Below are 18,519 nucleotides of genomic sequence, written 5' to 3' on the forward strand. Positions count from 1 at the left end.
AAGTGGCGGGGCTGCGCTGTCTCAGTTGCGCCGCCTACAGGCCGGTCAGGCCGACCAAGGTTGGATCGAACCCGATGTAACCGCTGAGCTGACCTCCGGTGTCGTCGGAAATCTCCCAGGCAGCATCCTGCAGGCCACCCCCGGACGCAGTAATCGTCAGGAAGTTCACGCGCCTGCCATCGGGCAATTCACCTGGGCCAAGCGCGCTCATATGCTCGGTGTAAACGTCGGAAGCCGGGAAATAATAAGCGGCCCCTTCGCGCTCTCCGCTCACCTTCAGGGCCCGCGTACTCGATGCCAGTACCGCATCGTGATGCCTGACCGTCAGATTGCCGGGCACTTCGGAAATCGTGAGATGTTTCAGATCGTCTGACATTGCATACCCTTTGCAGATATCGGCAGCCGCCAAACCGGGCGTGCGCGGAGCAGAGGACCGATGGTTTATTCCGCCGCCTCGAACTCGGGCGCGGCTTCCAGCTGCTCACGTGTGTAACTTACGGTCACATGATCGATGCCGGCCCCGGTCCAGCCCCAACCATCACCGCCTGTTTGCGGGGTGGCAGCGCCGCCCGTCGCAGAGTTGTTTTCAGCGGGCGGTGTCGCGGGCGTCATTGTCGTCGAGCCGGACGGGACTGCAGGCTCCGCAGTGTCACCAGCACCGGCACCGGCACCGGCTTCCGTATTCTCGCTCATTGCGAAGTCGAGCTGATCGACGGCAATTGCCACGTTTTTGGTTCCGACGCCCAGAAACCCGCCGACGCCGACAATGACGGCTTCCACCTGGCCATTGTCGCTCAGCAGAAGATCATCGACGGTACCGATGTTTTCGTTGTCGGCGCCCATCACATTGGCGCCCATCAAACCGGAAGCCAGCATCTGCGTGCCTTCCTGGTACGTGACGAACCCGCCCTGATCGGCAGTGGCGGTAGACGGCTCCGTCGTTGCCGCAGCGCCCGGCTGTGCACCGTCGGCGGGCATCGGTGTCGTTTCTGTTGGGGGTGCCGCCTCTTCGGCCGGAGCTGTATTGGGCACGCTCGTTTGAGCAAAGGCCTGCGTCGCAAGCATGGTGGTGGCAAGTAAAGCCACATGCGCTAGCCGTTTCATGTCGGCCTCCCTTTGAGTGTTAATAACTCAAGGGGTTGCCGGTCGCTTTTTGTTCCGCAGAAAGTTTATCCACGGGGTCAGACTTGCTTAGGCAGGCAACCTAAAGCGCTTAGTGTAATCTGCAGGGCCGTGTCGATGGGCGTTGCGGGTTCAGGGCCGATCGTCGCCACAAGATGAGCGTTCGGCATGCGCAAGGGCTGCTGCCATAGATAACGCATCTCCCTCACCTCTCGGAAGAAGGGTACGAATGGCCATAGAATGGATACCATCCACCACGGAAAGCGCTTGATCGTGAGCGTGCGGTCGCCTGCGGCACGCCGTATCGCTTCTGTCATCGCTGTGCCATCCGGGTCCCAGAACCCTTCCATGTGGTATGTCGCAAAGGCGGGAATGGTATCGTGCTTCTCGATCAGCCGAACCATGATCTCGGCAACGTCCGGCAGGTAGGCCCATTGGTGGCCGATGCCGGGTCTGCCTGGATAGGTGATCGATGTCAGCTTCTGCCCCGGACTGGTGATCCCTTGCGAAAACCAGTTGTTACCGGCGCTCGGGCCGAAGAAATCCCCGGCGCGCAGGATTATGGCGCGGATGCCCTCCGTGGTCGCCTGCTTCAGTCGGCGCTCCATTTCGACACGGATAGCGCCTTTGACCGTCGCGGGGTTCTGTGGCGAGCTTTCGGCAAGCACAGGAAATGCGTCGGGCCCGAAATTGTAGATCGTCCCTGGTAGCACGATCGTGGCGCCGACTGATTTGGCTGCGGCAATTGTATTGTCGAGCATGGGCAGGACGAGCTTGCCCCAGTCGACATACCCCGGCGGATTGACGGCATGAACGATGACGCGCGCCCCGGCGGCAGCCATCCGGACATCGGCCGGGTTCAGGGCATCGCCTTTCACCCACTCGAACTCCGGCTGAGCCGCTGCCGCCGCCGTTGGGTTTCTGGTCATGGCGCGCACGGCCCAGCCGCGTTTCAGCAGGCTGCGGCCAACCTCGCCGCCGATGCCTCCGGTCGCCCCCAGTACAAGAACGTTGTTTACGTGTGAGGATGTCATGTCTCGTCTCCAACAATCGGTAAGAGACAGGTGAGCCTTCTCGGCCAGAAACGAAATTGCATAAATTCCTCTGGCAGCTATACAAAAATGCATGAGCCAGAATGACCCCAACTGGGACCATTTCCGCACCTTCCTGTCCGTCATGGAATGCGGATCGCTGTCGGCAGCTTCGCGAGAGCTTGGGCTGACCCAGCCCACCGTCGGTCGCCACGTCGCCGCGCTGGAAGCCGCCTTGGGTGTTCAGCTCTTCCTGCGCACGCCGCATGGATTGGTGGCAACGGACGCGGCCGAAAGCCTCAAGCCACACGCCGCGCTTGTGGCGTCCGATGCCGCGGCGCTTATCAGGGCGGCTTCAAGCTACGCCCCGAACGTCGGCGAGACTGTAAAAGGTACCGTGCGCGTCAGCGCCAGCGAGGTCGTGGGTGTGGAGATACTCCCGCCAATCCTTGCCGCGCTCGGCGAGGCACATCCGGGCATCGTCATCGAATTGTCCCTGTCGGATGCGGTGGAGGATCTGCTTCGCCAGGAGGCGGATATCGCAATCCGCATGGCCAAGCCGGTTCAGGATGCCTTGATCGTCAGGCGGATCGGCGCCATCCCGATCGCTCTCTTCGCGCATTCCCGTTATCTTCAGGCTCGCGGTGTTCCGGAAAGCGCCGACGATCTGGCCGGTCACAGGATGATCGGTTTCGACAGACAGACGGAGTTCATCCGCGCCATGCGCAAGCGTCTTCCAATTCTGGACAGTATGCACGCCGCGCTGAAGGTGGACAGCAATCTGGCGCAGCTTGCGCTGATCCGGGCCGGCTGCGGAATAGGGGCCTGCCAAACCAGGCTTGCAGCCCGTGAGCCCGAACTCGTAAAGGTTCTGGGTGAGGCCTTCTCGCTGGAGCTCGAAACCTTCCTCGTCATGCACGAAAACCTCGCCAGCACACCCAGATGCCGGGTTACCTTCGACGCCTTGATCAAAGGGATGCTATCCTATGTTCGAGGATGAGGACCAAACCCGATACGGTTGCGCTACTCCAGTGGGCCCGGCTTGATGAACTCCGCAGACACGATATCGCATCACACGCCGGCCAGACCCTGCATCCTCATTGTCGAAGACGATCGGGAGATTGCCGAGATGCTGGCTGCCGAGCTCGGCAACTCCGGTCTTCATGCCGAGATCGCCGGCGACGGACGCGAACTGAATCTGCGCATGAGCGGCACGACGTTCGATCTGATCGTGCTCGACCTCATGTTGCCGGGCGAGGACGGCTTCGCCATCTGTCGCCGCCTGCGCGCAACCAGCACCATTCCAATTCTCATGCTGACGGCGCAGCAGGAAGAAGTCGATCGCATCGTCGGCCTGGAACTCGGCGCCGACGACTATGTCACCAAGCCCTTCAGCACAAGGGAACTCGTCGCCCGGATTCGCGGACTGCTTCGGAGAGCTTCCTACGGCCCGCAGGAACGAAGCCACACAGGGGCCTGGCGCTTCGAGGGTTGGTCTATCGACCCGCAGAGACGGCAACTGCGAAACCCCGAAGGCACGCGCGTCGCCCTGACGACCACCGAATTCGATCTGCTCATCGCGCTCTGCCGCAATGCGGGCAAGGTCCTGTCGCGCGAGGAACTCTTGACGATGACGCATGCCGGACTGGCCGGCCCCATCGAGCGCAGTATCGACGTTCATATCCGGCGGTTGCGCCAGAAGATCGAAACCGACCCCGCAAACCCGACCCTCCTGACCACGGTGCGCCTTGGCGGCTACATGTTCACAGCCAATGTGGACCGGGCGTGAGGTGGCTCCTCGATAGATTGACGCCGCGGACATTATCCGGGCAGCTCGCCATCATTATCCTGCTGGCCGTCGTGCTTGTCGTTTCCATCGAGACCCTGACCGAGCCGTTGCGTGATCGCCTGTTTCCATCCGATGACATGGACGCGATCCTCGATCGCTTGACGATGGTTGCCGAGGTGCTCGGCGATGCCACGGCGCAAGAGCAGAGCTGGCTTCTGGCACGGGCCGCCGATTTCGGATTCGATCTGCAAATCGTGCCCGAAGCCGCGTTGAACGATATGGCCGCAGCATCGACGTCTTTGTCGTTTGCACAAATGGCCATCGAAACGCTGTTCCCGCCCGACCGCGAGATCATGCCCGGAGCGGCATGGCTTATGGTGGATGGACGGCGCGCGCTGGCGCTGCCCGTCGGGCCGGATACGATGCTGCTGGCCACCAACCTGCCGGCGCCACTCGAATCCGACGATTTCACCGGCCCGCTGACCTATTACATCCTGTCCTTTGCAACACTTCTGCTTCTGTTCTCCTTCTATGCCGCGCGTACCATCGTCAGGCCGATCGATCGCATCGTGCATGAACTCGATCGGACGGACGGCATCTCCGAAGAACGGCATATCCGGGAAGAGGGGACACGCGAAGTCATTCGGCTGTCGCGCGCTCTCAACGCCATGCGCGCGCGCATCCGCGCCATGGTGGATATGCGCATGCGCATGTTGCGCGGTGTGAGCCACGATCTGCGCACCCCGTTGACCCGGCTGAAGATGCGGGTCGAACGGGTCGAGGACGAGGCCCTCAGGACATCGATGCTGGCCGACGTCGACCGTATCGACGCTTTGGCATCCCAGACCTTGGCGTATCTGCGTATCGACGCGCGCGGCGAATCCGAAGAGCGGGTCGATATTTCCAGCTTGTTGCAGACCGTCCAGGCGGAGTTTGCGGATGTCGGCCACTCCGTAACGTATAGCGGCCCGTCCGGTGTGGTCGCCATTTGTCGGCCCATGTCTCTTATGAGGGCCATCAGCAATCTGTGCGACAACGGGGTCAAGTTCGGTACCCGTGTCGAGATTACGCTGGACACGCGGGCCGACAAGATCCGTATCTGCGTTTCGGACGACGGGCCGGGCATACCGCCCGACCAGCGATTGCTGGTGACGGAGCCCTTCTTCAAACTCGAAGAGTCCCGTAACGCGCAAACCGACCCGGGCTTCGGCCTTGGGTTGTCGATCGTCGCGGAGATCGTCAAGGCGCACGACGCGACATTGTCCTTCCATGACAACGAGCCGCACGGGCTTGCGGCCTGCATCTGTCTGCCCAGCCGGATCGGCGAGACGGCAATGCGACGATCGTAACAAAACAACATCAAACAAAGCACCGGCAGGGTCGAGGCACGGCTACCAAGGAACGGCCGGCGGGCAAGTCAGCCCGTTCGTTTGCTGGAGGATCACCGTGCGCGGATCATTTGCCGACGATACGCTTTCGACAACCCAGTTACGGCGCAAGCGAAACATCCGCTTCGTCTTCGTGATGGCGTTGCCCTTTTTCCTGATCGCGTCCGGGCCGTGGAGCGTGGGCTCGTGGCAACGCGAGGGGACCGAACATTTCGGTATGATGCTCATCATCGTCGCAATACTGGGTCGGTCCTGGTGCACGCTCTACATCGGCGGCAGAAAGGTTCGCCAGTTGGTGACGGTCGGGCCTTACTCGCTGACGCGAAACCCGCTCTACCTCTTCTCTCTCCTGGCCGTCGTCGGTATCGCCGCCCAGACGGGCAGCCTGGCGATCTCGGCGATCTCCGCTTTCTTGACCATCGCCATCTTCATGCCCGTCATCCAGAAGGAAGAGGCCGAGTTGCTGCGCCTGCATGGGCGGCGCTTCGAGCTTTACCGCCTGGACGTTCCGCGCTTCGTGCCCCGCTTGTCGAACTGGACCGACGCGGCGGAACTGGCGATCGATCCGGATCGGTGGCGGCGTACGGTACTGGATTCGCTCGTCTTCCTTTTCCTCGTCTCGTTGCTGCGCGGCATCGGCCATGTGCAGGAAGCCTTCGGCGGTGCGCTGCTGACGCTCTGGTGAGCCGGGTCTGGGGCGCGCGGTAACCCGCCTTCAATCGCTGCGGCGAAGTGAAGGCGAGATCGTCATATCTCTTAACAAAACTGCATCCTGTGGTTCCGGCGCCTGACATAGGAATCCAGCACCGCAACCGCCTATGCGTCGCCCGTTTCGGTGATGCTCGTAGTTTGTCAGCGCGTATCGGAGCTATCGATGGTCGTTTCGTTCAATTCGGCGCCTGCACGCCTGAATGCCGGCCTCGGCGCCATGCTTGCCATCGGACTGTCCTCCGGTTCGGCCGCTGCCGGCGATCGTCTTGCGCCGCAGTCGCCCGCCCCAGCGGAAATCGCTGCGGCTGCAGAGCCTCATCCTTCACGCTTCGGCCGGCTTTCCCAAAAGCTGGGCGAGTGGGACGTCGTCATAGGCGGCGGGGCGCGCGTCGAGCCCGAATATGAGGGCGCGGACAAGTTCGAGGTTTCCGCCATTCCCTATATTTCGGCAACCTTCGGCGAGTGGCTGAAGATCGACCAAAGCGGCCTGGAAGCGACGCTCTATTCCACCGAACACCTGCGGTTCAGCGGTCTTGTGGGTTACAATAGCGGCCGCTCCGAAGACGACAGCGATTATCTTCTTGGTATGGGCGATGTGGACGAGGGCGCAACGGTGGGCGGCCGTGCCAGCCTTGGTCTGGGAATTGCGAGTCTTTTCCTTCAGGGCGAGCAGACCATCGGCGGCGACGAAGGCTTCGTCGGCGTTGCAGGCATCGAAGTAAGCCACGCAGTCGGCAGGCGGCTTCTGCTCAGCGCCGAGGCGTCGGCAACGGTTGCGGACGACAATCACATGCAGGCTTACTTCGGCGTCGATGCCGCACAATCGCAGCGTTCGGGCTACGAAGCCTATGATGCGGGTGCCGGTCTCAAGCGGATCGACTTCAGCGTCGCGGCAACGGCGCCCTTGAGCGAGAACTGGTTCCTGCGGGGGGAAGCCGGGGTGGGCCTGCTGCTCGGGGATGCCAAGGACAGCCCCATCGTCAGGGACGACGTTCAGCCATCCGGCCTACTGTTGGTTGGCTACCGGTTTTAGTTCAAAGTCTTGAATACCGCGTCAGACCCTCTGCAAGCACGCTTATACATCGCCTTGTCCGCAAGCAGGCCCTCTTGGGGCATGGGACAGTGTCCTGCAACCTGCTGGCGCAAGATTGGCGGCTGCCCTATTAAGGATTCGGTTGGGAGAGAACGAGAGCCGCAGCGTGGAAGACATATTGAGAGGCATCGACACCATAAAGGAAATCGATGCTGTCCCGACCATCCTGCAGGTGGTGTGTGAGGCAACCGGTATGGGTTTTGCGGCCGTCGCGAGAGTCAGCGATAGCCGATGGATCGCCTGCGAGGTTCTCGACAACATCCATTTCGGGCTGATGGCTGGTGGCGAGCTGCCGGTCGAGACGACGATCTGCAGCGAGATCAGGGAGCTGCGGCGCGAAATCGTCATCGATCATGTGGCCGAAGACCCGGACTATGCCGCGCATCATACGCCCGCTCTATACGGCTTCCAGAGCTACATCTCGGTCCCCATCATCCTGTCCACGGGTGAGGTTTTCGGAACGCTATGTGCGATCGATCCCCATCCGCGTAAGCTGAAAGGTACGGCTGCGGTCGGCATGTTCCGCATGTTTGCCCAGTTGATCGCCTTTCACCTCGATGCACACTGGAAGCTTCAGGACACGCGATCCGACCTGGCAAGAAGCCAGTCGGAGCTTCAGGCAAGCGGCGAGAGCCTCGGTGCCAGCCGGGAGGCTCTGACACGCAGCCAGAGCGATTTCCATCAGAGCCAAAACAGCCTGGAGGAAAGCCGGGTCAGCCTTGCAGCAAGTCAACTGAAGCTTTCCCAGGAATTGGCGACCGGTGAGCTGCGCGAGCAGTTTGTCGCCGTGCTGGGACACGATCTACGCAATCCGCTGGCTTCATTTGCATCAGGGGTCAAACTTCTGTCGAGAGATGAAGCCGATCCGAAGCGCATTCGCATATTGCGTCTGATGAACGAGAGCGCCCAGCGGATGGGCGGCTTGATCGATAATCTCCTGGATTTTGCCCGGGGTCGCCTCGGCAGCGGCATTGGCATCGAAATATCGCAGGGCGCCCGTATCGAGCCGGTGCTGACCAAGGTTATCGATGAGATCACGTCGGCGCATCCCGACCGCGAAATCATGACGGACTTCCGATTGGATCATACGATCGACGTCGACGTGGATCGGATCGGGCAACTTTTTTCCAATCTGCTCGGCAATGCCATTACCCATGGCGCACCGGATCGGCCCATCACCATCAATGCCACGGTCGTTGGGAGCTGCTTCGAACTCACCGTCTGTAACAGCGGCGAAGCCATTCCGGATGCGGCCATGGCCAACCTGTTCCAACCCTTCTATCGCGGTAAGGTGCGGCCGTCACAGCACGGCCTGGGCCTTGGACTTTTCATCGCCAGCGAAATCGCGAAGGCGCATGGCGGTACCCTGACCGCCACCTCCGACCATTCCGAGACCTGCTTTACATTCAGGATGCCCGTCGCGGCTCCGGGCCAGCCGAATTGAACGATCGGTGCCGGCCTTCCAGGAGCCCCCGCTCATGCAGATCGCTGCCATCGTATGTGAGCCGAACGCTCGGGTCTCCGCCTGCCGCCCGGTAGGTCTCTATCAATCCGCGAGCTTCGAGTATCTGGACGAATGGGCAGAGGGAGGGGACCAGTCGTGAAACCGGGACTCCTCCATCGGCGAGTATCAGAAGAAGCGAGCGCGCGTCCGGCGCAAGGTCGACACATCGTTCAGGCACGCTGTCGCCGATCGGCTCAAGGCTCACCACCCTTGCCCGGCCGAGTTCTGTGCGCCTAGGCATTTCGAGCCTCGACCGCCTGACATCCCGTGTCGGTTATGAACAGGCGATACGTGGCCCCAAAGCCCCGCACTTGTACCATTTGGGCCAGCCGCAGACCTTCAATGGCTTGAAACTCTTCGGCGTTCAATTCTTCCGCAAAACAGCCGGATTGTATGGAGCGTTGCAGTTTGCGCAGTGCCGTGGTCTCCGCAGCAGTGAGATTTATCACCGACATGAGCTCTACTACCCCCAATCTTGACGTCCGTTCATCCCAACGAAGCGTTTTTCAAAAGGCCGGCTCGGCTGCAACGCATGACCGTTCGGGCTCCCTCGGTAATGTAAGAAAAGCAGCGGCGGACGACGGCGTCATTCAACTATTATAATGGGGATGCGTATTGCTGAAGGTGGAGATATTTGGGGTCGAAGCCGCTTTCACTCTCCAGAGCTTTCACATCGTGAATAATGAGCTCTCGACCGCTCACCGTAATCAGCCCTTTTTCTCGCAGTTTCATAAGGACCCGGTTCGCGGTGACTATGGTAAGACCCATGGTTTCCGCGAGGTCGCCTTGCGTGATCGGCAGGGTGTAGGAGGAGTTGTCGCGAACCTGGCCCACGACGCGCAATCGGATCAACAGTTCGGACAATAGATGCGCGATGCGCTCATAGGCGGATCGTTGACCGAGGTTCACGATCCACTCTCGCAAAACCGCGGCGTCAACAAGCGAAGCCCACCAGAAGGCTCGGCCGATTGCCGGGTGCTCAGTCAGTGTGACGATATCCTCACGCGACATCTCAACGACGTGGCATCGGGAAAGCGTTCCGATATTGTGATCCATCTGGTTGAGGATGAAGACCTGGAAGTCGCAGAAATCGCCGGGCACGAAGAACGCCATAATCTGGCGTCTTCCCTCGGCCGTAAGCTTGTAGCGACAGGCGAACCCGGAAACGATCAGGAATACATTCTCGGGAGTTTCGCCCTCCTGCACCAGATCGTGACGCGCAGGAACCTCGATAATGGGCTTGCTGATACTCTCGAGCAGAGCCCGATCTGCGCCCGACAAGGGGTGAAAGCATTCCAGTTTCCGGATGAGCAGATTGGTTGGGTGCATAAGTCGCATGTCCTCCGCCGAACCGTTTTCGCGCCACGCCGTTAAGATGTCGAACAGCTGGCAGATGAATGGATCTGCGCAGCGGAATTGGCGCGGTGTACAAACGTCGGCCCGGAGCCTTCAAGCGTGCCGCCGCCACTGATTAAAACGCATCGGCGGACAAATAGATGCCACTGTATTTCTTCCATGTCGCTGGCGCGGTGACGATCAACGATGACGTGGGCACTGTGCTTGCGGATGACCATGCCGCATGTCTTACACTTGTGCAGTCGACGGCCGAGGTCGTGAAGGACGCAGGCGACAAGTTCTGCCCCAGCGCCGAAGTAAGAGCATCTGTGGTGGATCGAGACGGACACTCGCTTATGCAGCTCAAGCTAACCCTGATGCCGCAAAGATCAGCGCCCTCCAGGCGCTGACAGGTCGCTGCTACCGAAAGCGCCGATCCTACCGGGGCGGGGAAAGCAGCCAGGCCGCCTAAATCTGGCGGCGGATATTCTCGAGCAGGAAGAGATGAGTTTCGATCCCGGTGACGCCGACGATCGATGCGCCGCGCGCCATGGGATCCTGTCCACTTCGGGCATAGGCTTCGTGGATACGAAGAAGTTCGCGGTGCCCCGCGATCTGCCCATCGATGTACATGGCGTCGAATGCTGCCCCTTCGGCCGCATTCAACTGGTCCAGCATAGGTGCCTTGTCGGCCGGAATCTCGGTAGCACCTGGTGCGGCACCGAAGGCCTTGGCCACCGCTGCCTGTTCCTTGATCTCCATGTCCGCAAAATTCCGAACCGCCGGGCTCGAGGCTTTACGCTTCGCAATCTGGCTCGTGGCGGTGGAGAAATTTCCGTTCAGGAGTGCTGGAAGCTTCGCCTCGTCGGTCGCGGCGCCAGCGGACTGAGCCAATACTGCCACCGGCAGCATGGCCAAAGCGGTCGTTCCGACCGCGGTCGTCATTAATGTACGTCGGTTCATGGGATTTCCTTTCAGCGTGAGCTGGTCGTGCGAATATTCGGACCCATCACCACGAGCTAACAGCAGAGCCGGTGGATGGTTCTCGCCTCGTACGCTTCCGTACAGAACCAACGGTCGGTGTTGATCAGGGCCCGCCCTGTGCAAGTTCGGACCCGTGCCAACGGCGACGCCTATGTTTCGACAAAGGTAGCAGCCCAACGAAATCATAGCCCTTCTGCGACAGGGCACTGGGAGCAATCAGTAAGATTAATGGTTGCTCTGCGGTGGAGTAACGGTAGCTAGACTTCATCGCGTGCCATCTACACGGGCGCATGCGGCTGGGAGATTGCAGGCTCTTGCCCCGAACGTGGACAATCGCGTGGCTCCGATTCCCCAAACCGAATGTCGCAACCGCCTGCTCGCACACATGGATGCCGAAGATTTCGACGCCCTGATCGGAGATGGCGAAAAGGTCAGTCTGGCTCTTCGCTCGACCCTGTTCGAGCACCGCGGGCCTATCGAACACGTCCACTTCATGGAGCGGGGCTTCGTTTCCCTGGTCGCACAGTCGGATCAGGGGCGGATCGAGGTTGGAATGTTCGGACGCGAAGGCGTTACCGGCGTTGCGGCTCTTCTCGACGATGGAAGCAGCGTACTCAAGGCTATCGTCCAGGGAGAAGGCGAGGCAATCCGTTTTCCGTCGGCCCGTTTCCGCGAGATCGTTCTTCAGCGCCCGACGCTGCTGCGCCTTGTGCTTCGCTACATCCACTTTCTACTGACACAAACCGCCCAGACCGCTTTTGCCAATGCCAATTACGGGGTCGAGCCGCGCTTGGCGCGGTCGCTCCTGATGGTTCAGGATCGGCTGGAAACCAACGAGCTGCACCTCACTCATACGGTTCTTTCATTCATGCTTGGAACGCGACGCGCAAGCGTCACCGATGCAACCCACATACTCGAGGGGTGCCATCTGATCCGTGCAAGCCGGGGGACGATCACGGTTCGGGACCGTAAGGGGCTCATGGCGTTAGCCGGTGACGCCTACGGTACTTCGGAAGCGGAGTACGAAAGGCTCATGAGGGCACAGGGGTGATGGTGCGGTTCCGGAATCAGCCGGGTTCCACGCACCATGCCGCAGCTTGGGAATCGCACATACAGGTGCCAGGCGTCGATGTTGCTGGTGCCGGCTACAGGGATCGAACCCGTGACCCCCTGATTACAAATCAGGTGCTCTACCATCTGAGCTAAGCCGGCCCGAGCGCGCATGTAGCACAGTCGCATGCGGCTTGCACCAGCAGAATCTTGCGCGATGCGAATGACGCTTTGAACGATCATCCCTGCTTGTTTTCGGCGTTCGCCTGACGTCATATCCCGCGTCTAAAAAGTTTCGTGTCGGGAGGACATATGGACCGTCGTCAATTTCTGCTGAAGTCCGGGGTTGTGGCCGGTGGGGCCGCGGCCGGTGGAACGCTTGCCGCCCCTGCGCTCGCACAGGAGGCGCCATCGATCCGCTGGCGGCTCACCTCCAGCTTTCCCAACACGCTCGATACGCTCTACGGCAACTGCCAGCTCTTTTCGCGGACGATCTCCGAGCTGACGGAGGGCAAGTTCAAGATCGACATCTTCCCCGCCGGTGAATTGGTGCCCGGCCTGTCGGCACTGGATGCCGTGCAGGACCAGACCGTCGAGTGCGCCCATACCGTGCTGTATTATTACGTCGGCAAGGACCCCACCTTCGCCATCGGCTCGTCCATTCCGTTCGGCCTGAACGCCCGCCAGCAGAACGCATGGCTCTACAATGGCGGGGGCAACGAGGCCATCGACCAGTTCCTGGAGGCCTACAATGTGGTGGCGCGGCCCGGCGGCAATACCGGGACGCAGATGGGCGGCTGGTTCCGCAAGGAAATCAACAGCGTCGAGGACCTCAAGGGCCTGAAGATGCGCATTGCCGGCATCGCCGGGCAGGTGCTGTCGCCGCTTGGCGTCATCGGTCAGCAACTTGCCGGCGGCGACGTCTATCCGGCGCTGGAGCGCGGCACGCTGGATGCCACCGAGTTCGTCGGCCCCTACGACGACGAGAAGCTCGGCTTCTATCAGGTTGCGCCCTATTACTATTATCCCGCCTTCTGGGAAGCCGGGCCGACCGTCCATTACGTATTCAACAAAGCCAAGTACGAAGAGCTTCCGCAGTCCTACCGCACGGCGCTCGATACCGCGGCCAAGGCCTGCAACATCTCGATGCTGGCCGATTACGATACCAAGAACATGACGGCCATCCGCTCGCTCGTCGGCAAGGGCGTACAACTGCGCGCGCTGCCGCGCGACGTGATGGACGCGGCTTACGACTCTGCGCAGGCGCTGTATCGGCAGCTCGACGAGACCAACCCGAAATGGAAGGCGCTCTACGATCCCTGGAACCAGTTCCGCTCACAGAGCTATGAGTGGTTCCGGGTGGCCGAATATACGAACGATACGTACAATTACAGCCGTCAGGCGGCCGGCAACTAGCGTGCGGGGCGTCACGAAAATCGTCTTGTGTAAACGCAACGTCTAAGCTTCACTCTCAACGTGGGCGGGAGATTTCTCCCGCACCACTGAGGGGGGAAGGGTTTTGAACAGACGTCGTTTCTTGAGAGGTGCAGGCGCGGGCGCCGCATCGGTGGCCGCCCTGGCCACGCCAGCTTTAGCGCAGAGCCAGCCGGAAATCCGCTGGCGCCTGACGTCCAGCTTTCCAAATACGCTGGATACGATCTTCGGCGGTGCCAAGAGCCTGTCGGATACGGTGAAGGCGCTGACAGGCGGCCGCTTCACCATAGATGTGTTTCCGGCCGGTGAACTCGTGCCCGGCCTGGCCGCGCTGGACGCCGTGCAGGACGGCACGGTGGAAGCCTGTCACACGGCAGCCTATTACTACGTCGGCAAGGATCCGACCTTCGCCATCGGCGCCACCATCCCCTTCGGCCTCAATGCCCGCCAGCAGAACGCATGGCTTTACCAGGGCGGCGGCAACGATCTCTACAACGCATTCCTGGCCGATTACGGCGTCATCGGCGTGCCCGGCGGCAATACCGGCGTGCAGATGGGCGGCTGGTTCCGCAAGGAAATCAACAGCGTCGCCGATCTCGACGGCCTGAAGATGCGCATTGCCGGCCTTGCCGGCCGCGTGCTGGAGCCGCTGGGCGTCGTGCCGCAGCAGCTTGCCGGCGGCGACATCTATCCCGCGCTGGAGCGGGGCACCATCGACGCAACCGAGTGGATCGGCCCCTATGACGATGAGAAGCTCGGCTTCTACCAGGTGGCGCCCTACTACTATTACCCGGCCTTCTGGGAAGGCGGCCTGACCGTGCACTTCATGTTCAACAAAGAGCAGTACGAGGCCCTGCCGGACGAGTACAAGACTGCCCTGCAAACGGCAGCCGCCGCCGCCAACACCAATATGCTGGCGCAGTACGACGTGAAGAACATGAGCGCGATCCGCTCGCTGGTCGGCAAGGGTGTCCAGTTGCGGCCGCTGCCGCGCGATATCCTGAATGCCTCCTACGATTCGGCCATGGCGCTCTACGCCCGGCTGAACGAGGAGAACCCGAAGTGGAAGGCCATCTACGAGCCGTGGAGCCAGTTCCGCTCGCAGACCTATGAGTGGTTCCGCGTCGCCGAATACTCGTACGACACCTATGTCTACGGACAGCAGGCCGCCGGAAAGTAGCCGTTGCGGCACGCCACGCGCCGGATGTTGAAAAGGGGCCTCGCGGCCCCTTTTTCATGATCAGTTCGGCGCTCCGAAGCTGGGCGCAGGTGGAGCCCCGAAGCTGGGCGCGGGTGGCGCCCCGAAACTTGGCGCGGCAGGGGCGCCGAAACTTGGCGCGGCGGCCGGTCCGCCGGTTTCGCCGGGCATCGGAATGTTGAGCTGGATGCTCGCCGGGTCGATGACCGCTTCGGGTGTCAGGAAATACGTCACCGACTCCGGCCAGAAGATCAGGATCGCCACCAGCACCAACTGCAGGCACAGCCAAGGGATGGCACCGAGATAGATGTCGGACGTCTTCACCTGGGGCGGTGCGATTCCGCGCAGATAGAAAAGCGCGAAGCCGAACGGCGGGTGCATGAAGGATGTCTGCATGTTCACGCACAAGAGCACGCCGAACCAGATCAGGTCGATGCCCAGCGCCTCCGCCACAGGCACCAGCAGCGGCACCACGATGAAGGCGATCTCGAAGAAATCGAGGAAGAAGGCGATGAAGAAGATGAAGATGTTGACGAAGATCAGAAAGCCGACCGCGCCGCCGGGAATGTGAGACAGGAGATACTGGATCCAGTGCCCGCCATCCATGCCCTGGAAGACGAGGCTGAAGACGGTGGCTCCGAGCAGGATGAAGACGACCATCGCCGTCAGCCGCATCGTCATCGCCATGGCTTCGCGGATCAGGCGCCAGCTCAGGCGACGGTGCATGGCGGCAAGGATCATCGCGCCGACGGCGCCCATCGCGCCCGCTTCGGTCGGCGTCGCCAAGCCCATGAACATCGTGCCGAGCACGACGAAGATCAGCACCAGCGACGGCACCATTGCCTTGGCGACGCGCCATAGCAGCTTCCAGCCGGTCATGGTGCGCGCCTCGGGCGGAAGCGGCGGCATCATTTCGGGCTTCAGGCGCGACAGGACGAAGATGAAGGCAAGGAACAGCAGGATCTGAAGGATCGAGGGTCCGATGGCGCCGGCATACATGTCGCCGACCGAGCGGCCGAGCTGGTCGGCCAGGATGATGAGCACCAGCGAGGGTGGAATGACTTGCGTGATCGTGCCGGACGCGGCGATGACGCCGGTGGCCAGCCGCATATTATAGCCGTAGCGCATCATGACGGGCAGCGACACGACGCCCATGGCGATCACGGAGGCCGCGACCGTGCCGGTGATCGCGCCCAGAACCGCGCCGACCAGGATGACCGCATAGGCGAGCCCCCCGGGCAGGGGGCCGAACAACTGCCCGGAGCCTTCCAGCAGATCTTCCGCAAGGCCGCACCGCTCTAGGATCGCGCCCATGAAGGTAAAGAAGGGGATCGCCAGCAGAAGATCGTTGGAAATCGTACCGTAGAACCGCAACGGCAGGGCGTTCAGCAATGCGGGGCTGAAATGATCGAAGACGATGCCCAGAACGCCGAACAGCATGCCGACGGCCGCCAACGAAAAGGCGACGGGAAATCCGATCAGAAGAAAGACGATCATGCAGCCGAACATCAGCGGCGGCATCGGACCATATTCGAACATGCGTCTTAAGTCTCCTCCCGGGGGGCGCTGCTTGTATTACTGCAAAGGTTTTTCGTAGCGCGTCTCGAGCGTCATCAATCCCTGCAGGGCCGCAAAGCGCTTGATGAGTTCGGACAGGCCTTGCAGAAACAGAAGGCCGAAGCCCAAAGGCAGGGTCGCCTTCGCGGGCCACAATGTCAGGCCGCCGGCATTCATCGAGGTTTCGCCGCTCGTGAAAGAACGCCAGAAAAACGGCCAGCACAGCCAGAACAGATAGAAGATCACCGGCAGGTACAGGACCACGAGGCCGAATATGTCCACCAGCAGCCGGTTGCGGGTCGACAGGGCGGAGTAGATCAGGTCCACCCGCACATGCTCGTTCAGCTTGAGCGTATAGGACGCCCCAAGAAGCACCATCCCCGCGAACATGTACCACTGGATTTCCAGCATCGAGTTCGAGCTGACGTGGAAGAGGTATCGCGAAATGGCGTTCCCCGCGCTGATCAGCACGGCAAACAGAACGAGATAATCGGCAATCACCGCGAAGCCGGCGTTCAGCCGGTCGACCGCGCGCGAAAATGCAAGTAACGCCCCCAAGCATCCCTCCCTGTCACGGCCGTTCTGGGTGGTTGTCCGTGATTTGGGGGCAGCATGGCATCTGGCGGGCGCTTCCGCTACGAAGAATGGCGTCGATATGGCGCGCTTTTCACAACCGCGTCTCCCATGTGACACAATTGCATGAGGGCGGCGCGACGACGGGGCGACGTGCGTATGCAGGAAGCAAGGCTGGAGCGGCAGGCGAGGGAGGTGGAACAGCTCCGCCGTCGACTGATGTTCGAGCTTCTGGTGCTGGAGCGGTTGCGCCAGCGCTCCAACCCCGGCGCACCGGCTGATTCAGAGTCGAAGCTTATGACTATGCACGAGATTCTGCGCCGCGCCGAAGCGCGTGCCGCGTGGCGCCTGCTGTCGGATTGTCCGGAAAGCCTGTCCGCTCAGGCCTGCGACAGGTAACGCCGCGCCGCGTACAGCGATACTGCAGCGGCGTTCGATACGTTGAGCGAGCGGATGGCCCCCGGCACTTCCAGACGCGCCAGGGTGTCCACCGTAGAGCGGGTCTTCTGCCGCAGCCCCTTGCCCTCGCTGCCAAGAACCAGCGCCACCTTGCCCGCGCCAAAAGCCGGCTCCAGCGCAACAGGCCCGTCCGAATCCAGGCCGATGGTCTGGAAGCCATCCTGCTTCAGGGTTTCGAGGGCGTCGGCAAGGTTGACGACCTGGATATAGGGAATCTCTTCCAGCGCACCGGATGCGGCCTTGGCCAGCACGCCCGATTCCTGCGGCGAGTGCCGGCTGGTGGTGATGACCGCACCGGCGCCGAAGGCCGTGGCCGAGCGTAGGATGGCGCCCACATTATGCGGATCGGTGACCTGGTCGAGCACAAGCACGAGGTCCGTCTTGCCAAGTTTGCCAAGGCCGGGGCTTGGCAGGGGCTGGGCTTCCAGCAGCACACCCTGGTGCACGGCATCGCCGCCCAGTTCGCCGTCGAGCTGCCGTGGATCGACGATCTCCACAGGACAGGAGATGGCTTCCGCCTCCAGCCCAAGCCGGTTCATGGCATTGCGCGTCACGCGCAGGCGAATCGCCTTGCGCCGTGGATTGGCCAGCGCGGCCGCAACCGTGTGGAGGCCGTACAGGCGCACGATGCCATCGTCGGTGGCGGCAGGCGCCGTTTCACGGGCGCGATCGCGATGGACGCGCCGCAGCCTTGCATAGTGCGAATCTTTGGGTGTGTGGGACGGGTGATCGTTCATGCCCGCTCATACCGGGTTTGGAGCCTTCGTGGAAGCGCCCTCACAAGCGGTTTTGCGCAGCGGAACAATGGCCTGGCCGGCCCGTCCGCGCTTTTGTGTGCGGCCCTGTTGACAGAAAGGTCCCGTCTCTTCATAACGCCGCCCGAAGCAGCGATGGCCTTTCGGCGGCGCCGCTTCGATGCCAGGCTCCGGCAAGGCAGGTACGGAGGGATGCCCGAGTGGTTAAAGGGGACGGACTGTAAATCCGTTGGCTTAGCCTACGTTGGTTCAAATCCAACTCCCTCCACCACTGCCTCGGACAGCATGGCGTTTCGGACGTGCGCGGGTATAGCTCAATGGTAGAGCAGCAGCCTTCCAAGCTGAATACGCGGGTTCGATTCCCGCTACCCGCTCCACTCCCCGGTTCATGACATTGCTGCCCGGCGGTGCACCTCGCTCATCTCTTTGCCGCTAATCGGGCGATCAACTGCGAGGCGCTTGTTTTTATCATTGCAAGCCTATATGTCGCGCCGCAGTTCTCAGAGAGCTAAGCGTCAGGAAACCGATACATGGCC

General features: G+C 61.4%; 20 protein-coding genes and 3 tRNA genes. 13 read left to right on the plus strand and 10 right to left on the minus strand.

Features of this window, described 5'->3' with window-relative positions; all coding sequences use genetic code 11:
• Positions 1-34: 34 nt before the first annotated feature.
• From AUL31_RS02610 to AUL31_RS02620, 3 genes are all read right to left on the minus strand, one after another.
• Positions 35-376: a DUF427 domain-containing protein gene (locus tag AUL31_RS02610; protein WP_060600857.1), complete on the minus strand. Its 342-nt coding sequence runs from the start codon at positions 374-376 to the stop codon at positions 35-37.
• Between the two features lie 65 nt (positions 377-441).
• Positions 442-1,104: a PRC-barrel domain-containing protein gene (locus AUL31_RS02615; RefSeq protein WP_082646748.1), complete on the minus strand. Its 663-nt coding sequence runs from the start codon at positions 1,102-1,104 to the stop codon at positions 442-444.
• 77 nt (positions 1,105-1,181) lie between these two features.
• Positions 1,182-2,156 (minus strand): NAD(P)H-binding protein, encoded by a 975-nt coding sequence (locus tag AUL31_RS02620; RefSeq protein ID WP_060600865.1) that lies wholly within the window; start codon positions 2,154-2,156, stop codon positions 1,182-1,184.
• A 91-nt stretch (positions 2,157-2,247) separates the two neighbouring features.
• Between AUL31_RS02620 and AUL31_RS02625 the strand changes: the two genes are divergently transcribed.
• The 6 genes from AUL31_RS02625 (at position 2,248) to AUL31_RS02650 (ending at position 8,578) form a co-directional block, all read left to right on the plus strand.
• Entirely contained in the window at positions 2,248-3,153 is a 906-nt protein-coding gene (locus AUL31_RS02625) for a LysR family transcriptional regulator (RefSeq protein ID WP_060600868.1), read from the plus strand.
• A gap of 45 nt (positions 3,154-3,198) precedes the next feature.
• Positions 3,199-3,942, plus strand: a complete 744-nt coding sequence (locus AUL31_RS02630) for a response regulator transcription factor (protein WP_060600872.1) — start codon at positions 3,199-3,201, stop codon at positions 3,940-3,942.
• Complete coding sequence (locus AUL31_RS02635) at positions 3,939-5,291, plus strand: ATP-binding protein (RefSeq protein WP_073468981.1); 1,353 nt, start codon at positions 3,939-3,941, stop codon at positions 5,289-5,291. The genes AUL31_RS02630 and AUL31_RS02635 overlap by 4 nt, the downstream gene beginning before the upstream one ends.
• 97 nt (positions 5,292-5,388) lie before the next feature.
• Entirely contained in the window at positions 5,389-6,015 is a 627-nt protein-coding gene (locus AUL31_RS02640) for a methyltransferase family protein (protein WP_060600878.1), read from the plus strand.
• Positions 6,016-6,204: 189 nt separating this feature from the next.
• Positions 6,205-7,074, plus strand: coding sequence for a MipA/OmpV family protein (locus AUL31_RS02645; protein WP_060600881.1), 870 nt, complete (start codon positions 6,205-6,207; stop codon positions 7,072-7,074).
• A gap of 178 nt (positions 7,075-7,252) precedes the next feature.
• Entirely contained in the window at positions 7,253-8,578 is a 1,326-nt protein-coding gene (locus AUL31_RS02650) for a GAF domain-containing sensor histidine kinase (protein ID WP_244489299.1), read from the plus strand.
• Positions 8,579-8,871: 293 nt separating this feature from the next.
• Here the strand turns inward: AUL31_RS02650 and AUL31_RS02655 are convergent, their stop codons facing one another.
• Positions 8,872-9,093 carry a hypothetical protein gene (locus tag AUL31_RS02655; RefSeq protein WP_143190110.1) on the minus strand — a complete coding sequence of 74 codons (222 nt, stop codon included), beginning with the start codon at positions 9,091-9,093 and terminating at the stop codon, positions 8,872-8,874.
• A gap of 142 nt (positions 9,094-9,235) precedes the next feature.
• On the minus strand, positions 9,236-9,967 hold the full coding sequence (locus tag AUL31_RS02660) for a Crp/Fnr family transcriptional regulator (RefSeq protein WP_060600890.1): 732 nt from the start codon (positions 9,965-9,967) through the stop codon (positions 9,236-9,238).
• A gap of 167 nt (positions 9,968-10,134) precedes the next feature.
• Here AUL31_RS02660 and AUL31_RS20855 point away from each other — a divergent pair, with 167 nt between their 5' ends.
• Entirely contained in the window at positions 10,135-10,383 is a 249-nt protein-coding gene (locus AUL31_RS20855) for a DUF6894 family protein (RefSeq protein ID WP_060600893.1), read from the plus strand.
• A 58-nt stretch (positions 10,384-10,441) separates the two neighbouring features.
• Here the strand turns inward: AUL31_RS20855 and AUL31_RS02670 are convergent, their stop codons facing one another.
• Entirely contained in the window at positions 10,442-10,936 is a 495-nt protein-coding gene (locus AUL31_RS02670; RefSeq protein ID WP_159439782.1) for a DUF4142 domain-containing protein, read from the minus strand.
• Positions 10,937-11,294: 358 nt separating this feature from the next.
• Here AUL31_RS02670 and AUL31_RS02675 point away from each other — a divergent pair, with 358 nt between their 5' ends.
• Positions 11,295-12,008 carry a Crp/Fnr family transcriptional regulator gene (locus tag AUL31_RS02675; protein ID WP_060600986.1) on the plus strand — a complete coding sequence of 238 codons (714 nt, stop codon included), beginning with the start codon at positions 11,295-11,297 and terminating at the stop codon, positions 12,006-12,008.
• 85 nt (positions 12,009-12,093) lie between these two features.
• Here AUL31_RS02675 and AUL31_RS02680 read toward each other — a convergent pair.
• Positions 12,094-12,169, minus strand: a tRNA-Thr gene (locus tag AUL31_RS02680).
• 150 nt (positions 12,170-12,319) lie between these two features.
• Between AUL31_RS02680 and AUL31_RS02685 the strand changes: the two genes are divergently transcribed.
• Both AUL31_RS02685 and AUL31_RS02690 read left to right on the plus strand, forming a co-directional pair.
• Positions 12,320-13,423 (plus strand): TRAP transporter substrate-binding protein, encoded by a 1,104-nt coding sequence (locus tag AUL31_RS02685; RefSeq protein ID WP_060600899.1) that lies wholly within the window; start codon positions 12,320-12,322, stop codon positions 13,421-13,423.
• Positions 13,424-13,526: 103 nt separating this feature from the next.
• Entirely contained in the window at positions 13,527-14,621 is a 1,095-nt protein-coding gene (locus AUL31_RS02690; RefSeq protein ID WP_060600901.1) for a TRAP transporter substrate-binding protein, read from the plus strand.
• Between the two features lie 60 nt (positions 14,622-14,681).
• Here AUL31_RS02690 and AUL31_RS02695 read toward each other — a convergent pair whose 3' ends face one another.
• Together AUL31_RS02695 and AUL31_RS02700 are read right to left on the minus strand one after the other, a co-directional pair.
• Complete coding sequence (locus tag AUL31_RS02695; protein WP_060600904.1) at positions 14,682-16,178, minus strand: TRAP transporter large permease; 1,497 nt, start codon at positions 16,176-16,178, stop codon at positions 14,682-14,684.
• A 36-nt stretch (positions 16,179-16,214) separates the two neighbouring features.
• Complete coding sequence (locus tag AUL31_RS02700) at positions 16,215-16,754, minus strand: TRAP transporter small permease subunit (RefSeq protein WP_060600909.1); 540 nt, start codon at positions 16,752-16,754, stop codon at positions 16,215-16,217.
• Positions 16,755-16,922: 168 nt separating this feature from the next.
• On the opposite strand from AUL31_RS02700, the gene AUL31_RS02705 reads away from it, so the two are divergent.
• The gene (locus tag AUL31_RS02705; protein ID WP_143190111.1) at positions 16,923-17,168 is read left to right on the plus strand and encodes a hypothetical protein; all 246 of its coding nucleotides are present in this window, start codon (positions 16,923-16,925) and stop codon (positions 17,166-17,168) included.
• On the opposite strand, the gene rlmB is transcribed toward AUL31_RS02705, so the two are convergent.
• Positions 17,150-17,965 (minus strand): 23S rRNA (guanosine(2251)-2'-O)-methyltransferase RlmB, encoded by an 816-nt coding sequence (rlmB, locus tag AUL31_RS02710; RefSeq protein WP_060600915.1) that lies wholly within the window; start codon positions 17,963-17,965, stop codon positions 17,150-17,152. The two genes, AUL31_RS02705 and rlmB, sit on opposite strands and share 19 nt — an antisense overlap.
• Positions 17,966-18,169: 204 nt before the next feature.
• On the opposite strand from rlmB, the gene AUL31_RS02715 reads away from it, so the two are divergent.
• Together AUL31_RS02715 and AUL31_RS02720 are read left to right on the plus strand one after the other, a co-directional pair.
• Positions 18,170-18,254: transfer RNA gene (locus tag AUL31_RS02715), tRNA-Tyr, on the plus strand.
• A 32-nt stretch (positions 18,255-18,286) separates the two neighbouring features.
• A tRNA-Gly gene (locus AUL31_RS02720) sits at positions 18,287-18,360 on the plus strand.
• The last annotated feature ends 159 nt before the right edge of the window (positions 18,361-18,519 follow it).

The sequence above is a fragment of the Aureimonas altamirensis genome, assembly GCF_001463885.1.
Classification (GTDB): domain Bacteria; phylum Pseudomonadota; class Alphaproteobacteria; order Rhizobiales; family Rhizobiaceae; genus Aureimonas; species Aureimonas altamirensis.

Coding starts and splice junctions, on each gene's coding strand:
- AUL31_RS02610 (WP_060600857.1), bottom strand. CDS start 376: ATGTCAGACGATCTGAAACATCTCACGATTTCCGAAGTGCCCGGCAAT.
- AUL31_RS02615 (WP_082646748.1), bottom strand. CDS start 1,104: ATGAAACGGCTAGCGCATGTGGCTTTACTTGCCACCACCATGCTTGCG.
- AUL31_RS02620 (WP_060600865.1), bottom strand. CDS start 2,156: ATGACATCCTCACACGTAAACAACGTTCTTGTACTGGGGGCGACCGGA.
- AUL31_RS02625 (WP_060600868.1), top strand. CDS start 2,248: ATGAGCCAGAATGACCCCAACTGGGACCATTTCCGCACCTTCCTGTCC.
- AUL31_RS02630 (WP_060600872.1), top strand. CDS start 3,199: ATGAACTCCGCAGACACGATATCGCATCACACGCCGGCCAGACCCTGC.
- AUL31_RS02645 (WP_060600881.1), top strand. CDS start 6,205: ATGGTCGTTTCGTTCAATTCGGCGCCTGCACGCCTGAATGCCGGCCTC.
- AUL31_RS02655 (WP_143190110.1), bottom strand. CDS start 9,093: ATGTCGGTGATAAATCTCACTGCTGCGGAGACCACGGCACTGCGCAAA.
- AUL31_RS02660 (WP_060600890.1), bottom strand. CDS start 9,967: ATGCACCCAACCAATCTGCTCATCCGGAAACTGGAATGCTTTCACCCC.
- AUL31_RS20855 (WP_060600893.1), top strand. CDS start 10,135: ATGCCACTGTATTTCTTCCATGTCGCTGGCGCGGTGACGATCAACGAT.
- AUL31_RS02670 (WP_159439782.1), bottom strand. CDS start 10,936: ATGAACCGACGTACATTAATGACGACCGCGGTCGGAACGACCGCTTTG.
- AUL31_RS02685 (WP_060600899.1), top strand. CDS start 12,320: ATGGACCGTCGTCAATTTCTGCTGAAGTCCGGGGTTGTGGCCGGTGGG.
- AUL31_RS02695 (WP_060600904.1), bottom strand. CDS start 16,178: ATGTTCGAATATGGTCCGATGCCGCCGCTGATGTTCGGCTGCATGATC.
- rlmB (WP_060600915.1), bottom strand. CDS start 17,965: ATGAACGATCACCCGTCCCACACACCCAAAGATTCGCACTATGCAAGG.